Annotated in this window: 18 protein-coding genes; 14 read left to right on the plus strand and 4 right to left on the minus strand. The window is 77.9% G+C overall.

Translation table 11 applies throughout. The annotated features are described in order from the left end of the window. The first annotated feature begins 1 nt into the window (after position 1). The 4 genes from ACI8AX_RS05075 to ACI8AX_RS05090 all read left to right on the plus strand — a co-directional run bounded on the left by ACI8AX_RS05075 (position 2) and on the right by ACI8AX_RS05090 (position 3,896). Entirely contained in the window at positions 2-814 is an 813-nt protein-coding gene (locus ACI8AX_RS05075) for a cytochrome c biogenesis CcdA family protein (protein WP_456548708.1), read from the plus strand. Beyond that, positions 811-2,481, plus strand: a complete 1,671-nt coding sequence (resB, locus tag ACI8AX_RS05080; protein ID WP_456548709.1) for a cytochrome c biogenesis protein ResB — start codon at positions 811-813, stop codon at positions 2,479-2,481. Before ACI8AX_RS05075 ends, resB begins: the two co-directional genes overlap by 4 nt. Continuing rightward, positions 2,478-3,437 carry a c-type cytochrome biogenesis protein CcsB gene (gene ccsB / locus ACI8AX_RS05085; RefSeq protein WP_456548710.1) on the plus strand — a complete coding sequence of 320 codons (960 nt, stop codon included), beginning with the start codon at positions 2,478-2,480 and terminating at the stop codon, positions 3,435-3,437. The genes resB and ccsB overlap by 4 nt, the downstream gene beginning before the upstream one ends. 93 nt (positions 3,438-3,530) lie before the next feature. Then, positions 3,531-3,896 carry a hypothetical protein gene (locus tag ACI8AX_RS05090; RefSeq protein ID WP_456548711.1) on the plus strand — a complete coding sequence of 122 codons (366 nt, stop codon included), beginning with the start codon at positions 3,531-3,533 and terminating at the stop codon, positions 3,894-3,896. A gap of 162 nt (positions 3,897-4,058) precedes the next feature. Here ACI8AX_RS05090 and ACI8AX_RS05095 read toward each other — a convergent pair whose 3' ends face one another. Then, positions 4,059-4,283 carry a hypothetical protein gene (locus tag ACI8AX_RS05095; protein ID WP_456548712.1) on the minus strand — a complete coding sequence of 75 codons (225 nt, stop codon included), beginning with the start codon at positions 4,281-4,283 and terminating at the stop codon, positions 4,059-4,061. 61 nt (positions 4,284-4,344) lie between these two features. Here ACI8AX_RS05095 and ACI8AX_RS05100 point away from each other — a divergent pair, with 61 nt between their 5' ends. The 3 genes from ACI8AX_RS05100 to ACI8AX_RS05110 all read left to right on the plus strand — a co-directional run bounded on the left by ACI8AX_RS05100 (position 4,345) and on the right by ACI8AX_RS05110 (position 6,361). Then, positions 4,345-4,824, plus strand: a complete 480-nt coding sequence (locus ACI8AX_RS05100) for an Lrp/AsnC family transcriptional regulator (RefSeq protein WP_456548713.1) — start codon at positions 4,345-4,347, stop codon at positions 4,822-4,824. Further along, positions 4,817-5,155, plus strand: coding sequence for a DUF4229 domain-containing protein (locus ACI8AX_RS05105; protein WP_456548714.1), 339 nt, complete (start codon positions 4,817-4,819; stop codon positions 5,153-5,155). Before ACI8AX_RS05100 ends, ACI8AX_RS05105 begins: the two co-directional genes overlap by 8 nt. Before the next feature lie 63 nt (positions 5,156-5,218). Beyond that, a complete protein-coding gene (locus tag ACI8AX_RS05110; RefSeq protein ID WP_456548715.1) occupies positions 5,219-6,361 on the plus strand; it encodes an EAL domain-containing protein in 1,143 nt (380 codons plus the stop codon). On the opposite strand, the gene ACI8AX_RS05115 is transcribed toward ACI8AX_RS05110, so the two are convergent. Both ACI8AX_RS05115 and menE read right to left on the minus strand, forming a co-directional pair. Further along, a complete protein-coding gene (locus tag ACI8AX_RS05115) occupies positions 6,354-7,223 on the minus strand; it encodes a 1,4-dihydroxy-2-naphthoate polyprenyltransferase (protein WP_456548716.1) in 870 nt (289 codons plus the stop codon). The genes ACI8AX_RS05110 and ACI8AX_RS05115 overlap by 8 nt on opposite strands. Continuing rightward, a complete protein-coding gene (gene menE / locus ACI8AX_RS05120) occupies positions 7,223-8,419 on the minus strand; it encodes an o-succinylbenzoate--CoA ligase (RefSeq protein ID WP_456548717.1) in 1,197 nt (398 codons plus the stop codon). The genes ACI8AX_RS05115 and menE overlap by 1 nt, the downstream gene beginning before the upstream one ends. 92 nt (positions 8,420-8,511) lie before the next feature. Here menE and ACI8AX_RS05125 point away from each other — a divergent pair, with 92 nt between their 5' ends. From ACI8AX_RS05125 to ACI8AX_RS05150, 6 genes are all read left to right on the plus strand, one after another. After that, entirely contained in the window at positions 8,512-9,474 is a 963-nt protein-coding gene (locus tag ACI8AX_RS05125) for an o-succinylbenzoate synthase (protein WP_456548718.1), read from the plus strand. Then, a complete protein-coding gene (menD, locus tag ACI8AX_RS05130; protein ID WP_456548719.1) occupies positions 9,471-11,162 on the plus strand; it encodes a 2-succinyl-5-enolpyruvyl-6-hydroxy-3-cyclohexene-1-carboxylic-acid synthase in 1,692 nt (563 codons plus the stop codon). The genes ACI8AX_RS05125 and menD overlap by 4 nt, the downstream gene beginning before the upstream one ends. A 133-nt stretch (positions 11,163-11,295) precedes the next feature. Further along, complete coding sequence (locus ACI8AX_RS05135) at positions 11,296-12,909, plus strand: ABC transporter ATP-binding protein (protein WP_456548828.1); 1,614 nt, start codon at positions 11,296-11,298, stop codon at positions 12,907-12,909. Beyond that, positions 12,906-14,693 (plus strand): ABC transporter ATP-binding protein, encoded by a 1,788-nt coding sequence (locus ACI8AX_RS05140; protein ID WP_456548720.1) that lies wholly within the window; start codon positions 12,906-12,908, stop codon positions 14,691-14,693. Before ACI8AX_RS05135 ends, ACI8AX_RS05140 begins: the two co-directional genes overlap by 4 nt. Before the next feature lie 97 nt (positions 14,694-14,790). Further along, entirely contained in the window at positions 14,791-14,988 is a 198-nt protein-coding gene (locus ACI8AX_RS05145; protein ID WP_456548721.1) for a hypothetical protein, read from the plus strand. Between the two features lie 9 nt (positions 14,989-14,997). Continuing rightward, positions 14,998-15,705 (plus strand): helix-turn-helix domain-containing protein, encoded by a 708-nt coding sequence (locus tag ACI8AX_RS05150; RefSeq protein ID WP_456548722.1) that lies wholly within the window; start codon positions 14,998-15,000, stop codon positions 15,703-15,705. On the opposite strand, the gene ACI8AX_RS05155 is transcribed toward ACI8AX_RS05150, so the two are convergent. Further along, complete coding sequence (locus ACI8AX_RS05155; RefSeq protein WP_456548723.1) at positions 15,687-16,262, minus strand: dihydrofolate reductase family protein; 576 nt, start codon at positions 16,260-16,262, stop codon at positions 15,687-15,689. The two genes, ACI8AX_RS05150 and ACI8AX_RS05155, sit on opposite strands and share 19 nt — an antisense overlap. A gap of 217 nt (positions 16,263-16,479) precedes the next feature. Between ACI8AX_RS05155 and ACI8AX_RS05160 the strand changes: the two genes are divergently transcribed. Further along, a complete protein-coding gene (locus tag ACI8AX_RS05160) occupies positions 16,480-17,019 on the plus strand; it encodes a 2,4'-dihydroxyacetophenone dioxygenase family protein (protein ID WP_456548724.1) in 540 nt (179 codons plus the stop codon). The last annotated feature ends 3 nt before the right edge of the window (positions 17,020-17,022 follow it).

The following is a 17,022-nucleotide window of genomic DNA, read 5'->3' on the forward strand; positions in this document are numbered from 1 at the left end:
CGTGGGGGAGACCTTCAGCGGCCTGGTCACCGACGGCCCGCTCCTGGTGGCCGCGGCCGTCGCCGCGCTGGTCGGGCTGATCAGCTTCGCCTCGCCCTGCGTGCTGCCGCTCGTGCCCGGCTACCTGTCCTACGTCGCGGGCCTGGCCGGCACCGGGCGGACGGCGGACGGCGACCGGCCCGCCGGCGGCGGGGGGACCGCCACGGCGACGGCGACCGACCAGCGCACCGGCCGCCGGCAGATGGTGCTGGGTTCCCTGCTGTTCGTGCTGGGCTTCACCGCCGTCTTCGTCGCCCTCGGCACCGCGGCCGGCTCCCTGGGGCGGCTGCTGCTCGTGCACGACGACGTCATCACCCGCGTCATGGGCGTCGTGGTCGTCGTGGTGGGCCTGGGCTTCCTCGGCTGGCTGCCGCTGCTGCAGCGCACCAAGCGGCTGTCGCTGCGGCCGTCGACCGGCCTGGTCGGCGCCCCGCTGCTCGGGGTCGTCTTCGGCCTGGGCTGGACGCCGTGCCTGGGGCCGACGCTGGGCGCCGTCCTCAGCCTGGCCTACGCCGAGGGCACCGCCGGTCGCGGCGCGTTCCTGTCGGTGGCCTACTGCCTCGGGCTCGGCGTGCCCTTCGTGCTGGTCGCGCTCGGCGCCCGCTGGGCGCTGGGCGCCACCGCGTTCCTCCGCCGGCACGCCCGCGCGGTCACGCGGGTCGGCGGCGGGCTGCTCGTGCTCGTCGGCCTGCTCCTGGTCACCGGCGCCTGGACCGAGATGATGGGCTGGCTGCGCTCCTGGGCGGCCGCCACCGGCATCGGGACGTCGCTGTGACGACCACGGCCCCGCCGCGCGAGGCCGCCACCCCGCCCCCGCCGCCCGCCCGGCCCTCCGCCGGACGCCGCGCCTGGAACCTGTGGGTGCGCTGGTGGCGCCGGCTGACCGCCATGCGGACGGCGATCATCCTGCTGTTCCTGCTCGCGCTCGCGGCCGTCCCCGGGTCCCTGCTCCCGCAGCGCTCGCTGTCGCAGACCAACGTCGCCCGGTACTTCGCCGACCACCCGACGCTCGCGCCGGTGCTGGACCGGCTGTACCTGTTCGACGTCTTCAGCTCGCCGTGGTTCGCCGCGATCTACCTGCTGCTGTTCATCTCGCTGATCGGCTGCGTGCTGCCGCGGGCGGTGGAGCACGCGCGGGCGCTGCGCACCCCGCCGCCGCCGGCGCCGCGCAACCTCGTGCGGCTCCCGGACTCCGCGCGGCTGGAGACGCCGCTCGACGGCCCCGCCGCCCTCGACGTGGTCGAGGAGGAGCTGCGGGTGCGCCGCTACCGCGTCGTCCGGCGCTCCACCGCGGCCGGAGCCGATCCCGCCGGGTCCAGCGGCACGGACGAGCTCTCGGGCGAGAAGGGCTACGCCAAGGAGGCCGGGAACCTGCTGTTCCACCTCTCCCTGGTCGCGCTGCTCGTGGCGCTGGCCGGCGGGAAGCTCTGGGGCTACGAGGGCAGCATCCTGGTCACCGAGGACCAGGGCTTCTGCAACGCCTTCCAGCAGTACGACACCTACTCCGCCGGGCCCCTGGTCGAGGGCGGCGACCTCGCGCCGCTGTGCGTGGACCTGCAGGACTTCCGCGCCGAGTACGAGGACGACCTGACCGCCTCCTCGTTCACCGCCGACATCTCCTACGGCGCGCCGGGGGAGGAGGCCGAGGACCGGACCATCGGCGTCAACGACCCGCTGCGGGTCGACGGCGCCCGCGTCTACCTCACCGGCCACGGCTACGCGCCGACCTTCACGGTCACCGCCAACGGCCGGACCTTCGAGGACGTCTCCGCGCCCTTCCTCCCCACCGACCAGTCGACGATGGCCAGCGAGGGCGCGCTCAAGCTGCCCGACCTGGGCGCCGACGCCGAGTCGCAGCTGGCGATCCAGGGCTTCTTCGCGCCGACCGGCGTGGTCCGCGACGGCATCCTCGCCAGCGTCGACCCGCGCCCGCTCGAGCCGCGGGTGGCGATCGTGGCCTACCAGGGCTACCTCGGCCTGGACAGCGGCCGGCCCCAGTCGGTCTACGCGATCGAGCAGGAGCAGATCGACCGCGGGGCGCTGGAGCGGGTCGGCGCCGCCAACCTCGCCGTGGGCGAGACGCTGACCCTGGACGACGGGACCGCGATCACCTTCACCGGCTACAAGCAGTTCGCCGCCCTGCAGCTGTCGCACGACCCGGGGCAGGTGTGGGTGCTCGTGTCCGCCGTCGCCGTCCTCGTCGGCCTGCTGGCCATGCTGCTGCTGCGCCGGGAACGGGTCTTCGCCCGCGTCGGCCCGGCCGCCGCGACCGGCGGTACCGTGCTGACGGTCGGCTCGCTGACGCGCGGCGGCGGCGACGGCACCGAGCGCTTCGCCGGTCTGGCCGACCACCTGCGGGCGGCGCTGGCCGCCCGTGCCCCCGCACGACCCGCCCCGCCGGCCGGCGGGGTCCCCCCGGACCCGGAGGTCCCCACCCCGTGACCGTCGACACCACCCTGGCCGACCTGTCCGACACGCTGTTCTCCGTCAGCGTCGGCCTGTACTCGCTGGCGGTCATCGCCTTCTGCGCGCAGCTGGCCTTCGGTCGCCGCCCCGCCGCGCAGCGGGAGCTCGTCGGCGCCGGCGCCCCGGCCGGGCCGTCGCCCGCCGACGTCCCGGCCGAGCCGGCGAGCGTCCGCCGCTACGGCGCCGCCGGGATGGTCCTGACGGTCCTGGGCGCGCTCGCGCAGGCCGGGGTGCTGCTGTTCCGCGGGCTGGCCACCGACCGGCTGCCCTGGGGCAACATGTACGAGTTCGCGACCGGGGTCGTGCTCGTGGCCGTCGTCGCGTTCGTCGTCCTGGCGGTCCGCCGCCCCGCGCTGCGCCACCTGGGCGTCTTCGTGCTCGGGCCGGTCGTGCTCTCGATGGTCGGGATCGGCCTGTTCCTCTACGCCGAGGCCGGCCCGCTGGTGGCCTCCCTGCGGTCGAGCTGGCTGGCCGTGCACGTGTCGACGGCGATCCTGGGCTTCGGCATCTTCTTCGTCAGCGGCATCGCCAGCGTGATGTACCTGCTCCGGGTGCGGCACGACGCCCGCGTCGCCGCGGGGACGGCGACGGCCGGGGGGTTGCTCGACCGGCTGCCCGCGCCCGCCGCGCTCGACCGCGTCGCGCACCGCACGGCGGTGTTCGGCTTCCCGATCTGGACCTTCGCCGTCATCGCCGGCGCCATCTGGGCCGAGAGCGCCTGGGGGCGCTTCTGGGGCTGGGACCCCAAGGAGACGTGGGCGTTCATCGCCTGGGTCGTGTACGCCGCCTACCTGCACGCCCGCACGACCGCCGGCTGGCGGGGCCGGCCGGCCGCGTGGGTGAACGTGGTCGGCCTGGGCGTGATGGTGTTCAACCTGCTCTACGTCAACATGGTGTCCACCGGCCTGCACAGCTACGCCGGCGTCTCCTGACCCCCGGCCGGCCCCTCGGGGTGGTCACTCCGGGTGACCGGACCCCGGACGGGGGACCCCGGCGGGTGACGGGACCGCCCGGTCCGTGCTGGGATGCAGGCATGGACCGGCTCGGGGCTGATCACGGTGGGTAGGCACGCGGCAGCGACGGACGCGGACGTCGACCCGCTCGTCGCGGCGGCGCTCGCCCGGCGCGGAGCGGACGGCGCGGGCCCGCGGCACGCCCGCGACGGCGAGGAGCGGCGCACGACGCCGGTCGGCTGGCCCGGACGCGACGACGAGGCACCGGGCGGCTCGCCGGTCGGCTGGCCGGGCTCGATCACCGACGAGCCGGCGGGGGCTCCGGCCGCGGAACCGGCCGTGGACCCGACCGCTGCACCGGACCCGGCGCCGGAGGAGGCCCCGGACACCGGGCGCCCGCGCGGCTGGCGGCGCCTGTTCGGCAGCCGCGCGGCCTAGCGTCCCGCCCCTCCGACCCGGCAGGGGGCAGGAGCAGGAACAGGGGCCGGGGGCTCGCCGCCCCCGCGCAGCGGTGCTGTCCCGTCGCGCGGTGAGGCCACCGCGGCGGGGTGACGGCGGAGGAGCAGCCCGCCCGTCACGTGATCGGGCGGATGCGCCCGGTCAGGCCGGCGAGCCGTCGTCGCGACGGGCGCGGCGCTCCAGCTCGCGGAGGAACTCGGGATCGTCGTCGGGCGCCAGCGGGCGCACGTTGCGCGGGGGCTTGGGCCGGCGCTGCGGGCGCGGAGCACCCAGGCCGGGACCACCCGACGTGCCGGACTTCTCCGCGGCGCGCATGACCAGCACGACCACGGCGATCGCCACCACCAGGAACACCAGGAACACCACGCGGCGCCACCTCTCCGTCTCCCCCGTACGGACGAGGGTACGTCGGCGGCGATACTCGGGGGTGGGGTCGGAGCGTCCGATCCCGGTCCGGACGGAGGACGTCATCGACGCGGTCGACCGCAGGCTCCTCGAGCTGCTGCAGGCCAACGGGCGGGCGAGCTACGCGGAGCTGGCCCGTCAGGTCGGTCTCTCGGCGCCCGCGGTGCACGAGCGGGTCGGCAAGCTCGAGGCCGCCGGGGTGATCACCGGCTACCGGGCGGTCGTCGACCCGATGGCCGTCGGGCTCGACGTGACCGCCCTGGTCAGCGTCATCGAGAGCGACTCCGTCGACGAGACCGGCGTCGAGGCGGCGCTGGCCGCGATGCCCGAGGTCGAGGACTGCTGGCGGGTGGCCGGCAGCGAGGGCTACGTGCTCAAGGTCCGTGTGGCCGACATCCCGGCACTGGAGGCGGCCATCAGCGCGTTGAACCGCATCAGAGGAGTCGCACGCACCCGGACCACGGTGGTGCTCTCGACGAAGTGGGAGGGCCGGCATGGCTGAGCCGACGGACCGGACGACCGACCCGGCGACCCCCGGGTCCCCGACGGGCGGGCCGGCGACACCGCCGCGGGTGGCGCCGCCGCTGGTGCTCTACACGCTCGGCCGCCTGCTGATCACCGTCGCGCTGGTGGCGCTGATCTGGGTGGCGGGGCTGCCCGGCTTCCCGGCGCTGCTGTTCGGCCTGCTGCTGTCGATGCCGGCCGCGCACTTCCTGCTGCGCGGCGTCCGCGACCGGCTCACCGAGGCGCTCGCGGCGCGGAGTGTCGCGCGACGCGCCGCGAAGGAGGACCTCCGCGCGCGGCTGTCCGGCGACGCCGACGACGAGGTCTGACACCCTCGTCCTCGGTCCCGGTATCGGAACCCCGATGGTCAGGAGCCGGCCGCGGGAGGGGAGATGGCGGCGGAGCGACACCACGACGACCCGGTGGTGCGGGAGCTGCTCGACGCCGCCCGGGTGCGCCTGGACGCCGACGTGGCCTGGCTGTCCGAGTTCACCCCCGACGAGCAGGTGATCCGGGCCGCCGTCGGGGACCGGGAGGCGGTGCCGGTCGCCCCGGGCACCGCGACCCCGCTGGAGGACAGCTACTGCATCCGGGTGCTGGCCGGTGAGCTGCCGCCGGTGGTCACCGCCGCCCGCCGCGACCCGCGCACGCGCGACCTCTCCCTGACCACCGAGCTGAACATCGGCTCCTACGTGGGCGCCCCGGTCCGCACCGCGCCCGGTGCCCCGCCGCTGGGCATGGTCTGCTGCGTCGGGAGCGAGGACGACGCCCGCCTGGACCGGGACTCGGCGCGCTTCCTGGAGTTCCTGGCCGACCTGCTGGGCCACCACCTGCGGGACACGCCCCCGGCCGGCGTCGCGGCGGCCCGGCTGCCCCCGGTGGCCGACGTCGCGGCGGTCTTCCAGCCCCTCGTCGACCTGCGCACCGGCGAGACGGTGGCCTTCGAGGCGCTCGCCCGGTTCCCCGGGGGGCCCACGGCCCGGGTCTTCGCCGACGCGGCCCGGCAGGGCCGCGGCGTGGAGCTGGAGACCCTGGCGCTCCGCGCGGCGCTGGACGCGGCCGCGCACCGCCCCCTGGACGTGCCGGTCACGCTGAACCTCTCGCCGGAGGCCCTGGTGACCCCCGCGGTGCTCGACGCGGTGGTGTCCGCCGCGGACGAACGGGTCGTCGTGGAGGTCACCGAGCACCGGCGGGTCGACGACTACCCGGCGCTGCTGGCTACCCGCCACGCGCTGCGGGACGCGGGTGTCCCGGTGTGGGTGGACGACGCCGGCGCCGGCTACGCCTCGCTGCGGCACGTGCTCCGGCTCGAGCCGGAGGCGATCAAGCTCGACGCCGCGCTGGTCACCGGCGTGCACCGGGACCCGGCCAAGCAGGCGCTGATCGCCGCCATGCACGGCTTCGCCCGCGACGTGGGCGCCACCGTGGTCGCCGAGGGCGTGGAGTTCGAGGAGGAGCACCTGGCGCTCGTCGAGCGGGGCGTCGAGCGGGGCCAGGGCTGGCTGTTCGGCCGGCCGGCGCCGTTCCTCAGCTGAGGGCCAGCCCCGCGCCGAGCAGCACGCCGGTGGCCAGGGTCAGCAGCCCCGTGGACTGCAGGCCGGCGATGAGCGCCGGCCCCCGGGCGCCCGACAGCACGAGCCGGGCCGGTGGCACCCCCAGCGGTGCGGCGAGCAGGGCGATCAGGGCCCACGGCCGGGCCACCCCGATCGCCACCACCACCGCGAACGCGACGACCAGCAGGCCCGCGTAGGCCAGCCGGGTGCCGCGCTCGCCGAGCAGCACCGCGAGCGTCCGCTTGCCCACCGCCGCGTCCCCGGCGATGTCGCGCAGGTTGTTCACCACGAGCAGCGCCACCGAGAGCAGCCCGATCGGCACGGCCGCCGCCAGCGCCAGCCCCTCGACGGCGCGGGTCTGCGCGAACGTCGTCCCGGCGACGGCGACCAGCCCGAAGAAGACGAAGACGAACACCTCGCCCAGCGCCCGGTAGCCGTAGGGCAGGGGGCCGCCGGTGTAGGTCCAGGCGGCCGCGATGCAGACCGCGCCGACGGCGACCAGCCACCAGCTCGACAGCGCGGCCAGCGCCAGCCCCGCGACGCCGGCGACGGCGAACGCGGCCAGCGCGGCGGCCAGCACCTGCCGGGGCGTGGCCGCCCCCGAGCCGACGAGCCGCATCGGCCCGACCCGGTCGGCGTCGGTGCCGCGGCGGCCGTCGGAGTAGTCGTTGGCGTAGTTGACCGCCACCTGCAGGGCCAGCGCGACCAGCAGCGCCAGCAGCGCCGGCCCGGGCCGGAACCCGTCGAGCGCGGCCGCGGCGCCGGTGCCGACCAGCACCGGGGCGACGGCCGCGGGCAGCGTCCGGGGGCGCGCGCCGGCCACCCACTGCGCAGGCGTGGCCATCACGGAGGCCCCCCCGGCCCGCCACCGCTGGCAGGCGCACGGCGGGCCCCTGCAGCGGGGCCACCGCTCAGCGCCGCCGCCACCCCGCGGCGGTCGGGCTTGCCGGTGTGCAGCGTGGGGACGGCGGCGATGCGGTGCAGCTCCCGCGGCGCGGCCGGCGCTCCCAGCCGCTGCGCGACCCACGGCCGCAGCTGCTCCAGCGCGGGCTCGGCGTCCGGCGCCGCGACGACGGCGGCCACCACCCGCTGCCCCCACTCCTCGTCCGGCCGGCCGAAGACGACGGCGTCGGCGACCGCCGGGTGCTCGCGCAGCACGCCCTCGACCGCCTGCGGCGCCACGTTGACCCCGCCGGTCACCACGACGTCGTCGAGCCGGCCGGAGACCCGCAGGACGCCGTCGACGAGCTCCCCGGCGTCGCGGGTGCGGAACCAGCCGTCCGCGAAGGCCTCAGCGGTCGCCGCCGGGTCGCCCCGGTAACCCAGCGCCAGCACGGGCCCGGTCACCTCGACGCCTCCACCGCCGGGTGCGCCGTCGGCGACCCGCACCGACACGCCGTCCAGCGGCACGCCGTCGTACACGCAGCCGCCCGCGGTCTCGGTCATCCCGTACGTCGTCACCACCGGGACGCCGGCCTCCCGCGCCCGGGCCAGCAGGCCGGGGTCGGTGGCCGCGCCGCCGACCAGGACGGCGTCCAGCGCCCGCAGCGCGGCGGGCTCGGCGTCGAGGTACCGGCGCAGCTGGGTCGGCACCAGTGAGGCGTAGCGGCGCCCGGCCGGCATCCGGGCGACCGCGGCGGCCAGCGGCTCGTCGCGCCGCAGCACCGTCGGGTCGGTGCCGGCCAGCAGCGACCGCAGGAGCACCTGCAGGCCGGCGATCGCCGACACGGGCAGCGCCAGCAGCCATGCGCCCGGACCGCCCAGCCGCTCGTGCGTCGCCTCGCCCGAGGCGCGCAGCGCCCCCGCGGGCAGCAGGACGCCGCGGCCGCCGCCGGTGGAGCCCGAGGTGACCACGACGAGGTCGGCGCCGTCCTCCAGGGGCTCCCCGGCCCGCAGCACCGCGCGCGCGGACGCCACCGCGGCGGGCGGGCCCGCGGGCAGCACGGCCAGCGGCGCGGCGCCGGCCAGGCAGGCGCGCAGCGGCGCCAGCAGCTCGAGGGGGTCGGCGGGCGCGGGCACGAGGGTCAGGTGCCGGGCCACGACGGCTCACGCTACGTGACGGGACCCTCCCGGCCCCCCTGTAGGGTCCCGCTGCGAGCTCGCGAGTGGTGGGGGGCAGGGGGGTCCTTTCTGTGGCGGACGCGGCGGGGATCGACGCCGTCGCCGTGTACTCGGTCCCGCTGCGCACCCGGTTCCGCGGGATCGACGTCCGCGACGGGGTGCTGGTGCACGGGCCGGCCGGCTGGGGTGAGTTCAGCCCGTTCTGGGACTACGACGCCGCCGAGAGCCGCCGGTGGTGGGCCGCCGCCCGCGAGGCCGCCGTCGAGGGCTGGCCGCCGCCGGTCCGCTCCACGGTGCCGGTCAACGTGACCGTCCCCGCCGTCGGCCCGGAGCGCGCGCACGCGGTCGTCGCCGCCTCCGGCTGCCGAACCGCCAAGGTCAAGGTGGCCGAGCCCGGGCAGACGGCGGCCGACGACCTCGCGCGGGTCGAGGCGGTGCGCGACGCCCTGGGCCCGGCGGGCGCGGTGCGGGTCGACGCCAACGCCGCCTGGGACCCCGAGACCGCCGCCGCGCGGATCCGCGACCTCGACGCGGCCGCGGGCGGCCTCGAGTACGTCGAGCAGCCCTGCCCCACGCTCACCGACCTGGCCGCCCTGCGGCGCCGGGTCGACGTCCGGGTCGCCGTCGACGAGGGCGTGCGCCGCTCGGCCGACCCGCTGCGGGTCGACCTGCGGGAGGCCGCCGACGTGGTCGTGCTCAAGGTGCAGCCGCTGGGCGGGGTGCGGGCGGCGCTGGAGGTGGCCGCGGCGCACGGCCTGCCGTGCGTGGTGTCCTCGGCGCTGGAGAGCTCGGTCGGCATCGCCGCGGGCGTCGCGCTGGCCGCCGCGCTGCCCGAGCTGCCCTTCGCCTGCGGGCTGGCCACCGTCGCGCTGTTCACCGGCGACGTCACCGCCGACCCCCTGCTGCCCGCCGGCGGCGCGCTGCCCGTGCGCACCGTCGTCCCGGACCGGCTGGCCGAGCTCGCCGCGCCGGCCGAGGTCGACGCCCGCTGGCGGGCCCGGCTGGCGACGGTCCGGGACGGGGCGGCCGCGTGAACCCCTCCACCGCGCTGGCCACCGTGCTGGTCGACGAGCTGCTCCGCGGCGGCGTCACCGACGCGGTGGTCGCGCCGGGCTCGCGCTCGGCGCCGGTCGCGCTGGCGCTCGCCGCCGCCGAGCGGGCCGGCCGGCTCGCCCTGCACGTGCGCACCGACGAGCGGACGGCGGCCTTCCTCGCCCTCGGCCTAGCCCGCGCCTCGGGCCGGCCGGTACCGGTGCTCACCACCTCCGGGACGGCGACCGCGCACCTGCACGCCGCGGTGCTGGAGGCCGACGCGAGCGGCGTCCCGCTGGTGGCGCTCACCGCCGACCGGCCGCCCGAGCTGCGGGCCACCGGCGCCAACCAGACGATCGACCAGCCCGGCCTCTACGGCGGCGCGGTGCGGTTCACCGCGGACGTCGGGGTGCCCGAGGCCGGCCGCGAGGAGCCGCAGAACCGGTACTGGCGCGCCCTGGTCGCCCGGGCACTGCTGGTCGCCCGGGGCGTCGTCTCCGGCGACCCCGGCCCGGTCCAGCTGAACCTGGCGTTCCGCGAGCCGCTGCTGCCCGACGGGCCGGCGGCCGCCGAGGGTGCCTGGGCCGGCCGCGCCGGCGGGGCGCCGTGGACCGCCGGCGAGCCCGGCGCCCCCGGCCCCGCCCCGCTGCCGGCCGGACCCGCGCGCACCGTCGTCGTCGCCGGCGACGCCCCGGCCGCCCTCGGCGCGGCGGCCGCCGCGCTGGCCCGGCGGTCGGGCTGGCCGGTGGTCGCCGAACCCAGCAGCGGCGCCTGGGGCGCGGGCCTGCGCGGCGGGGCGCTGCTGCTCGGCTCCGCCGGCTGGCTGGCCGGGCACCGGCCCGAGCGGGTCCTCGTCGTGGGCCGGCCGACGCTGGCCCGCCCGGTGAACGCGCTGCTGGCCGACCCCGCGGTCCGCGTGGAGGTCGTCCCGGCCGGCTCGCGCTGGGCCGACGCCGGGCGCACCGCCGCCGCGGTCGGCGCGCTGCCGGTCACCGGCACCCCGGCCGACCCGGACTGGGCCGCGGCCTGGACCGAGGCCGCGGGCCGGGCCGGCGCGGCCGTCGACGCCGTGCTCGCCCGGGAGCCCCGGACCGCCGCGCGGCTGGCCCGCGACGTCGTGGCCGCCGCGCCCGCCGGGGGGCTGCTGGTGCTCGGCTCGTCCACGCCGGTCCGCGACGTCGACCGGCTGGCGGTGCCGCGCGGCGACCTCACCGTGCTGGCCAACCGCGGCGTCGCGGGCATCGACGGCACGGTCTCCACCGCGGCGGGCGCCGCGCTGGCGCACCGGCGGGCCGGCGGCGGGCCGGCGGTCGCGCTGCTGGGCGACCTGACGTTCCTGCACGACCTGACCGGACTGCTGCCCGGCGAGGGCGAGCCCGAGCCGGACCTCACCGTGGTCGTCCCCGACAACGACGGCGGCGGCATCTTCGCCCAGCTCGAGCCGGGCCGGCCGCGGTACGCCGACGACTACCGGCGCGTGTTCGGCACCCCGCACGGCCGCGACCTGGCCGCCGTCGCCCGGGCGCTGGGCTGGCCCGCCGAGGAGCTCCCCGGCGCCGCGGACCTGCCCGCGGCCCTGGCCGGCGGCGGCCGGCGGGTGCTCGTCGTCCGCACCGACCAGCGGGCCGAGGCCGACCTCGCCGTCCGGCTGCGCGAGGCCGCGCAGGCGGCGCTGGAGGAACGCGCGTGAGGGCTGCCCGCCGCGCAGGTTAGGGTGCCCTGACCTGTCGCCCGCCGTCGGAGGAGGAGCCCTGCCTCCCACGGCGCGCACCCTGCTCCGGCGGGCCCTGCGGCGGCACCCGCGGCGGCTGCTGGCCGCAGTCCTGCTGCTGTCGCTGCACCAGGCCTGCGAGGCGCTGGTGCCGGTCGCGATCGGGCTGACCATCGACCGCGCCGTCGCCACCGGCGAGGTCCCCGCGCTCGTCGTCGCCCTGCTGGGCACCGGCCTGCTGTTCGTCGTCCTCTCCCAGGCCTACCGCTTCGGCGCGCGGGCCGTCGTGGCCGCCTGGTGGGAGGAGACCCACCTGCTGCGGGTGGAGGTCACCGAGCGGGTGCTCGACCCGCGCGGGCTGGCCGACCCGCCGCCGACCGGGGAGCTGCTGTCCACCGCGACCTCCGACGCCGACCGGGTCGGCCGGGTGATCGAGGCCGCGTCCGTGGTCGTCGCCGGCACGACCGCCCTGGTCGTCGCGGCGGTGTCCCTGCTCCTGGTGCACGTGCCGCTCGGGCTCGCGGTGCTGGTCGGCGCCCCGCTGCTGGTGGGCGCCCTCCAGCTGCTGGCCCCGCTGCTCACCCGCCGCACGAGCGCCCAGCAGGAGGACGTCGCGCGCACCGCCGGCATGGCCACCGACCTGGTGCAGGGCGTGCGGGCGCTGCGCGGCGTGGGCGCGGAGGACGCGGCCACCGAGCGGTACCGGCGCACCAGCCGGGCCGCGCTGGCCTCGACCCTGCACGCCGCCCGCGCCGTCGGGGTCTACCGCGGGGTCACCACCCTGGGCAGCGGCCTGTTCCTCACCGCGGTCGCCGGCGCGGCGGGCGCCCTGGCGTTCGACGGGCAGCTCGGCGTGGGTGACCTGGTCACCGTCGTGGGCCTCGCGCAGTTCCTCGCCGAGCCGGTCGGGCTGCTCGGCTTCGCCGGCCAGAAGTACGCCGAGGCGAAGGCGTCGGCCGCCCGCATCGCCGAGGTGCTGGCCAGGCCGGTGCTCACCGACGGCGGGGCCGGCCGGGCCCCCGCCGGGGAGGGCCGGCTGGAGCTGCGCGACGTCGTGGCCGGCCCGCTGGACGGGCTGTCGCTGGCCGTGGCGCCGGGGGAGCTGGTCGGCGTCGTGGCCCCCGACCCCCGGGACGCCGAGGCGCTGGTGGCGCTGCTGGCCGGGCGGCTCCCGGCCGGGGAGGTCCGCGGGGAGGTCCTCGTCGACGGGCTCGACGTCCGCGACCTGGACCCCGCGGCCGTCCGCCGCGCCGTCCTGGTCGAGCCGCACGCGGTCGTGCTGTTCGAGGGCACCGTGCGCACGGCGGTCGACCCCGACGGCGCCGCGGACGACGACCGGTTCCTCGCGGCGGTGCACGCGGCCGCCGCCGGCGACGTGCTCACCGGCCACCCCGACGGCGCCGCCCGGGCCGTGGCCGACCGCGGGCGCAGCCTCTCCGGCGGCCAGCGCCAGCGCGTGGCGCTGGCCCGGGCGCTGCTGCAGGCCCCGCCGGTGCTGGTCCTGCACGACCCGACCACGGCCGTGGACGCCGTCACCGAGGAGGCCATCGCCGCCGGGGTCGCCGACCTGCGCCGCGGCCGGACGACGCTCCTGGTCACCAGCAGCCCGGCGCTGCTGGGCCGCTGCGCGCGGGTCCTGCTGCTGGAGGGCGGGCGGGTCGCGGCCGGCGGCACGCACGCGGAGCTCTCGGCCGCCGACGCCTACCGGACGGCGGTGCTCCGGTGACCGCCGGGGCGCTGGAGCCCGCGGCCGTCGGGACCGCCCCCGGCGCGACGGCGGCGGAGCTGCTGCCCACCGCCACGGGCCGGCGGGCGGCGCGGGTCGTCGGCCGGTACGCCGCCGACCGGCCGCTGCACGTGGTCGCCGCCGTCGTCCTGGCCGTCGCGTCCGCGGCCTCCGGGCTGGTCGCGCCCGCGGTGCTGGGCCGCCTCGTGGACGCCGTCGCCGAGGGCGGGTCGATCGGCGGGTACCTGCTCGCGCTGGCCGTGGCGGCCGTCCTCAGCGCGGTCCTCGTCGGGGCGTCGGCGGTGGCGACCAGCCGGCTGGGGGAGTCGCTGCTCGCCCGCCTGCGCGAGGCCGTGGTCGCCCGCGTGCTGCACCTGCACACCGCGGTGCTGGACCGCGTCCGCCCCGGCGACCTGGTGTCCCGGGTCGGCGACGACGTGGCCCGCGTCAGCGAGTCGGTGAGCACCGGCCTGCCCGAGGTGGTCGGCGCCGGGCTGGCGGTGCTGCTCACCCTGCTGGGCCTCGGCGCGCTCGACTGGCGGCTGGCGGTAGCCGGGGTGCTGGCCTTGCCCGGTTACGGGCTCGCGCTGCGCTGGTACCTGCCGCGGTCGGCACCGGTGTACGCCCGGGAGCGCGTGGTGGTCGCCGAGCGCGCCGACGGGCTGCTCGGGGCGGTGCACGGCGCCGACACCATCCGCGCCTACGCCCGCAGCCGTCAGCACGCCGCGGAGGTGGCCCGCCGGTCGGCGGCCGCGCGCGACGTGGGGATCGGCGTCTTCCGGCTCTACACCGACTTCGGCTGGCGGATGAACCGGTCGGAGTACCTCGGCCTCGCCGCCGTCCTGGGCGTCGGGTTCCTGCTGGTCCGCTGGGACGTGGGCACGGTCGGCGAGGTGACGACGGCGGCGCTGCTGTTCCACCGGCTGTTCGCCCCGCTGGGCGTGCTGCTGTTCACCTTCGACGAGGTGCAGGCGGCGGGCGCGGCGCTGGTGCGCCTGGTCGGCGTCGTGGACCTGCCCGACCCCGGCGTCGTGCCGCAGCGCCCGGCCGGCCCGGACCGGCCGGCCGTGGAGCTGCGCGGCATCGGGCACCGCTACGGCGACGGGCCGGCGGTGCTGGCCGACGTGGACCTGCGCATCGCGCCGGGGGAGCGGGTCGCCCTGGTCGGCGCCAGCGGGGCGGGCAAGACCACCCTGGCCGCCGTCCTGGCCGGCGCGCTGGAGCCCACCGCCGGCGAGGTGCTGGTCGACGGCGTCCCGGCGGGGGAGCTGCCCGGCCGCGGCCTGCGCGACCGCGTGGCGCTGGTCAGCCAGGAGGTGCACGTCTTCGCCGGCACCCTGGCCGACGACGTCCGGCTCGCCCGCCCCGACGCCACCGACGCCGACGTCGAGGCGGCCCTGGCGCTGGTCGGCGCGCGGTGGGTGGCCGCCCTGCCCCAGGGGACGGCGACGCGGGTCGGCGAGGGCGGCACCGCCCTGACCCCGGCCCAGGCCCAGCAGCTGGCGCTGGCCCGCCTCGTGCTCGCCGACCCCCCGGTCGCGGTGCTCGACGAGGCGACCGCGGAGGCGGGCAGCGCGGGCGCCCGCGACCTGGAGGAGGCCGCGTTCGCCGCGACCGCGGGCCGCACGACGCTGGTCGTCGCGCACCGGCTCACCCAGGCGCTGCGGGCCGACCGCGTCGTCGTCCTCGACGCCGGTCGGGTGGCGGAGGAGGGCACCCACGCCGACCTGGTCGCCGCCGGCGGCCGCTACGCCGCGCTGTGGGCCGCCTGGCAGGGCCGCTGACCCGGGGGAGGCGTGCGCCGGGGGCCGATGGGTAGGGCACGACCGATCGGGTGTTCACGGCCGCGGCAGCGCGGCGAGCGCCCAGGGAGGAGTCGTCGTGACCTGGATCTGGATCGTGGTGGCCGTCGTGGTGATCGGCGGGCTGGTGGGCGTGTGGGTGGCCAACGCCGCACGCCTGGCCCGCGCCAACGGGCAGCTGCACCGCAGGAGCCCGACGCGCGGTGAGCGCGCCGCCCGCATCGAGCGCGGTGAGGACGACCGCCGGTCGCCGCCGCCGGGGGTGCCGTCGCCGTAGGTTGTCGGCGTGGGCCTGGAGATCGAGACGCGCGCGTCCGACTCGCCGTGGGTCGACGCCGTCTGGACCAGCCGCAGCGACGCGGTGTCGCAGATGACGTCGGTGGCGTCGGAGACCTGGGGCCTCGTCTTCTGGGAGCAGGACGGCGCGGCGCACGCGGCGGTCACGGGACCGGAGACCCGCACGAGCACCGCCGCGGTGCCCGAGGGCGCGGTCTTCCTCGGCATCCAGTTCGCCGTGGGCACCAGCCTGCGGACGACGCCCACCCCGGCCCTCGTGGACTCGGGGCTGGAGCTCCCCGGCACGACGGGCCGGCACTTCACGCTGTTCGGCGACCGCTGGGAGACCCCGGGGCCCGACGACGCCGAGGCCCTGGTGGAGCGGCTCGTCCGCAGCGGGGTGGTCGAGCGCGACCCCCTCGTCACCGCGGCCCTGCGGGGGAGCGGCGTGCCCGGCTCGGACCGCACCGTCGAGCGCCGGTTCCGCGCCGCGACCGGCCTGACCCGGGGCGCGGTCGAGCAGATCGCGCGTGCCCGGGCCGCGACCACCCTGCTGCTCGGCGGGGCCACCGCCGCCGGCGTCGTCGCCGAGCTCGGCTACTACGACGAGCCGCACCTGGCCCGCGCGCTGCGGCGCTACGTCGGGCGCACCGCCGGTCAGCTGCGCAGCGGGACCGGCGGTGCGCTCGCGCTGACCGCTCAGCGCACGACGTCGTAGACGGCCTTGAGGACGCCGTTCGAGTAGGACTCCGACTCCCGCAGCGACAGCTGCTGCCGGTCGCGGTCGGCCCGGCTGAACAGGCTCTTGCCCGACCCGAGGAGCACCGGGAACACCAGCAGGTTGTAGCGGTCGACCAGGTCGGCGTCGGCGAGCCTCCGCGCGAGCTCGGCACTGCCGTGGACGAAGATCGCGCCGCCGTCGGTCTGCTTGAGCGCGGCGACGTCCTCGGTGGACCGCAGGACCTCCTGCGGGCCCCAGCCGTCGACCAGCGCGTCCTCGCCGAGCGAGCTCGACACGACGTACTTGGGCAGGTCGCGGTAGGCGGCGTGGTCCTCGGAGCCCGGCCAGGTGCTCGCGAACGCCTCGTAGCTGCGCCGGCCGAACATCAGCGCACCGGTCTCCTCGAGCTCCTCGGCCTTGAGGGCGAACGACTGGGGGACGAACGGCGTGCTCAGCACCCAGCCACCGCTGGGGTGGCCCTCGACCGCGCCGCCGGGGGAGTCGACGACACCGTCCAGGGTCATGAAACCGGTCCAGACGAGCTCGCGCGCCATGGTGCACCTCTCCGCTCCTGGGGGGACCCGCGTCCCCCCGGCCCGGGGAGGCGCCCTCCGCGCCTCCCGACTGCCCATGACGCTAGGGGGCCGGGACGGCCGGGTCTTGGACGGAAACGACACCGTCCCCGGAGCTGCGCCCGTTGCTGGTGCGCCGCGCGCTCCCGCGGAGCAGGCTGTGACCGTCGTCACGAGTCGAGCGGGAGGGGAGCCCACCATGGTGAGTCCGGAGCCGAACGGCGGGGAGTTCTGGGGTGACCTCAAGCCCTTGGAGAACGTGTTCCGCGCCGATGCGGCGCCGGAGATCTTCCTGCCCGACACCCTCGACGACGACGACCGCTACTACATCCCGCTGTCGGAGACCGTCGGCTCGCGGCCGCTGTGGATCTCGCTCACCCAGAACCGCTGGGCCGACGTCCTGATGGCGAAGCAGGCCGGGCTGGTCAACCGGCACTACCACCCGCACCAGGTCTTCGGGTACACGCTGTCGGGGAAGTGGAGCTACCTGGAGCACGACTGGGTGGCCACCCGCGGCTGCTTCGTCTACGAGACCCCCGGAGAGGCCCACACCCTCGTCGCGCACGAGTCGGACGAGCCGATGCGCGTGCACTTCAACGTGACCGGCCCGCTCATCTGGCTCGACGAGGACGGGCAGCCCAGCGGCACCTTCGACGCCTACGACTACCTCGAGCTGGCCCGCCGGCACTACGAGGAGGTCGGCCTGGGCGCGGCGGCCGTCGAGAAGCTGCTGCGCTGACCC

It is taken from the genome of Blastococcus sp. SYSU D00813, from assembly GCF_054050735.1.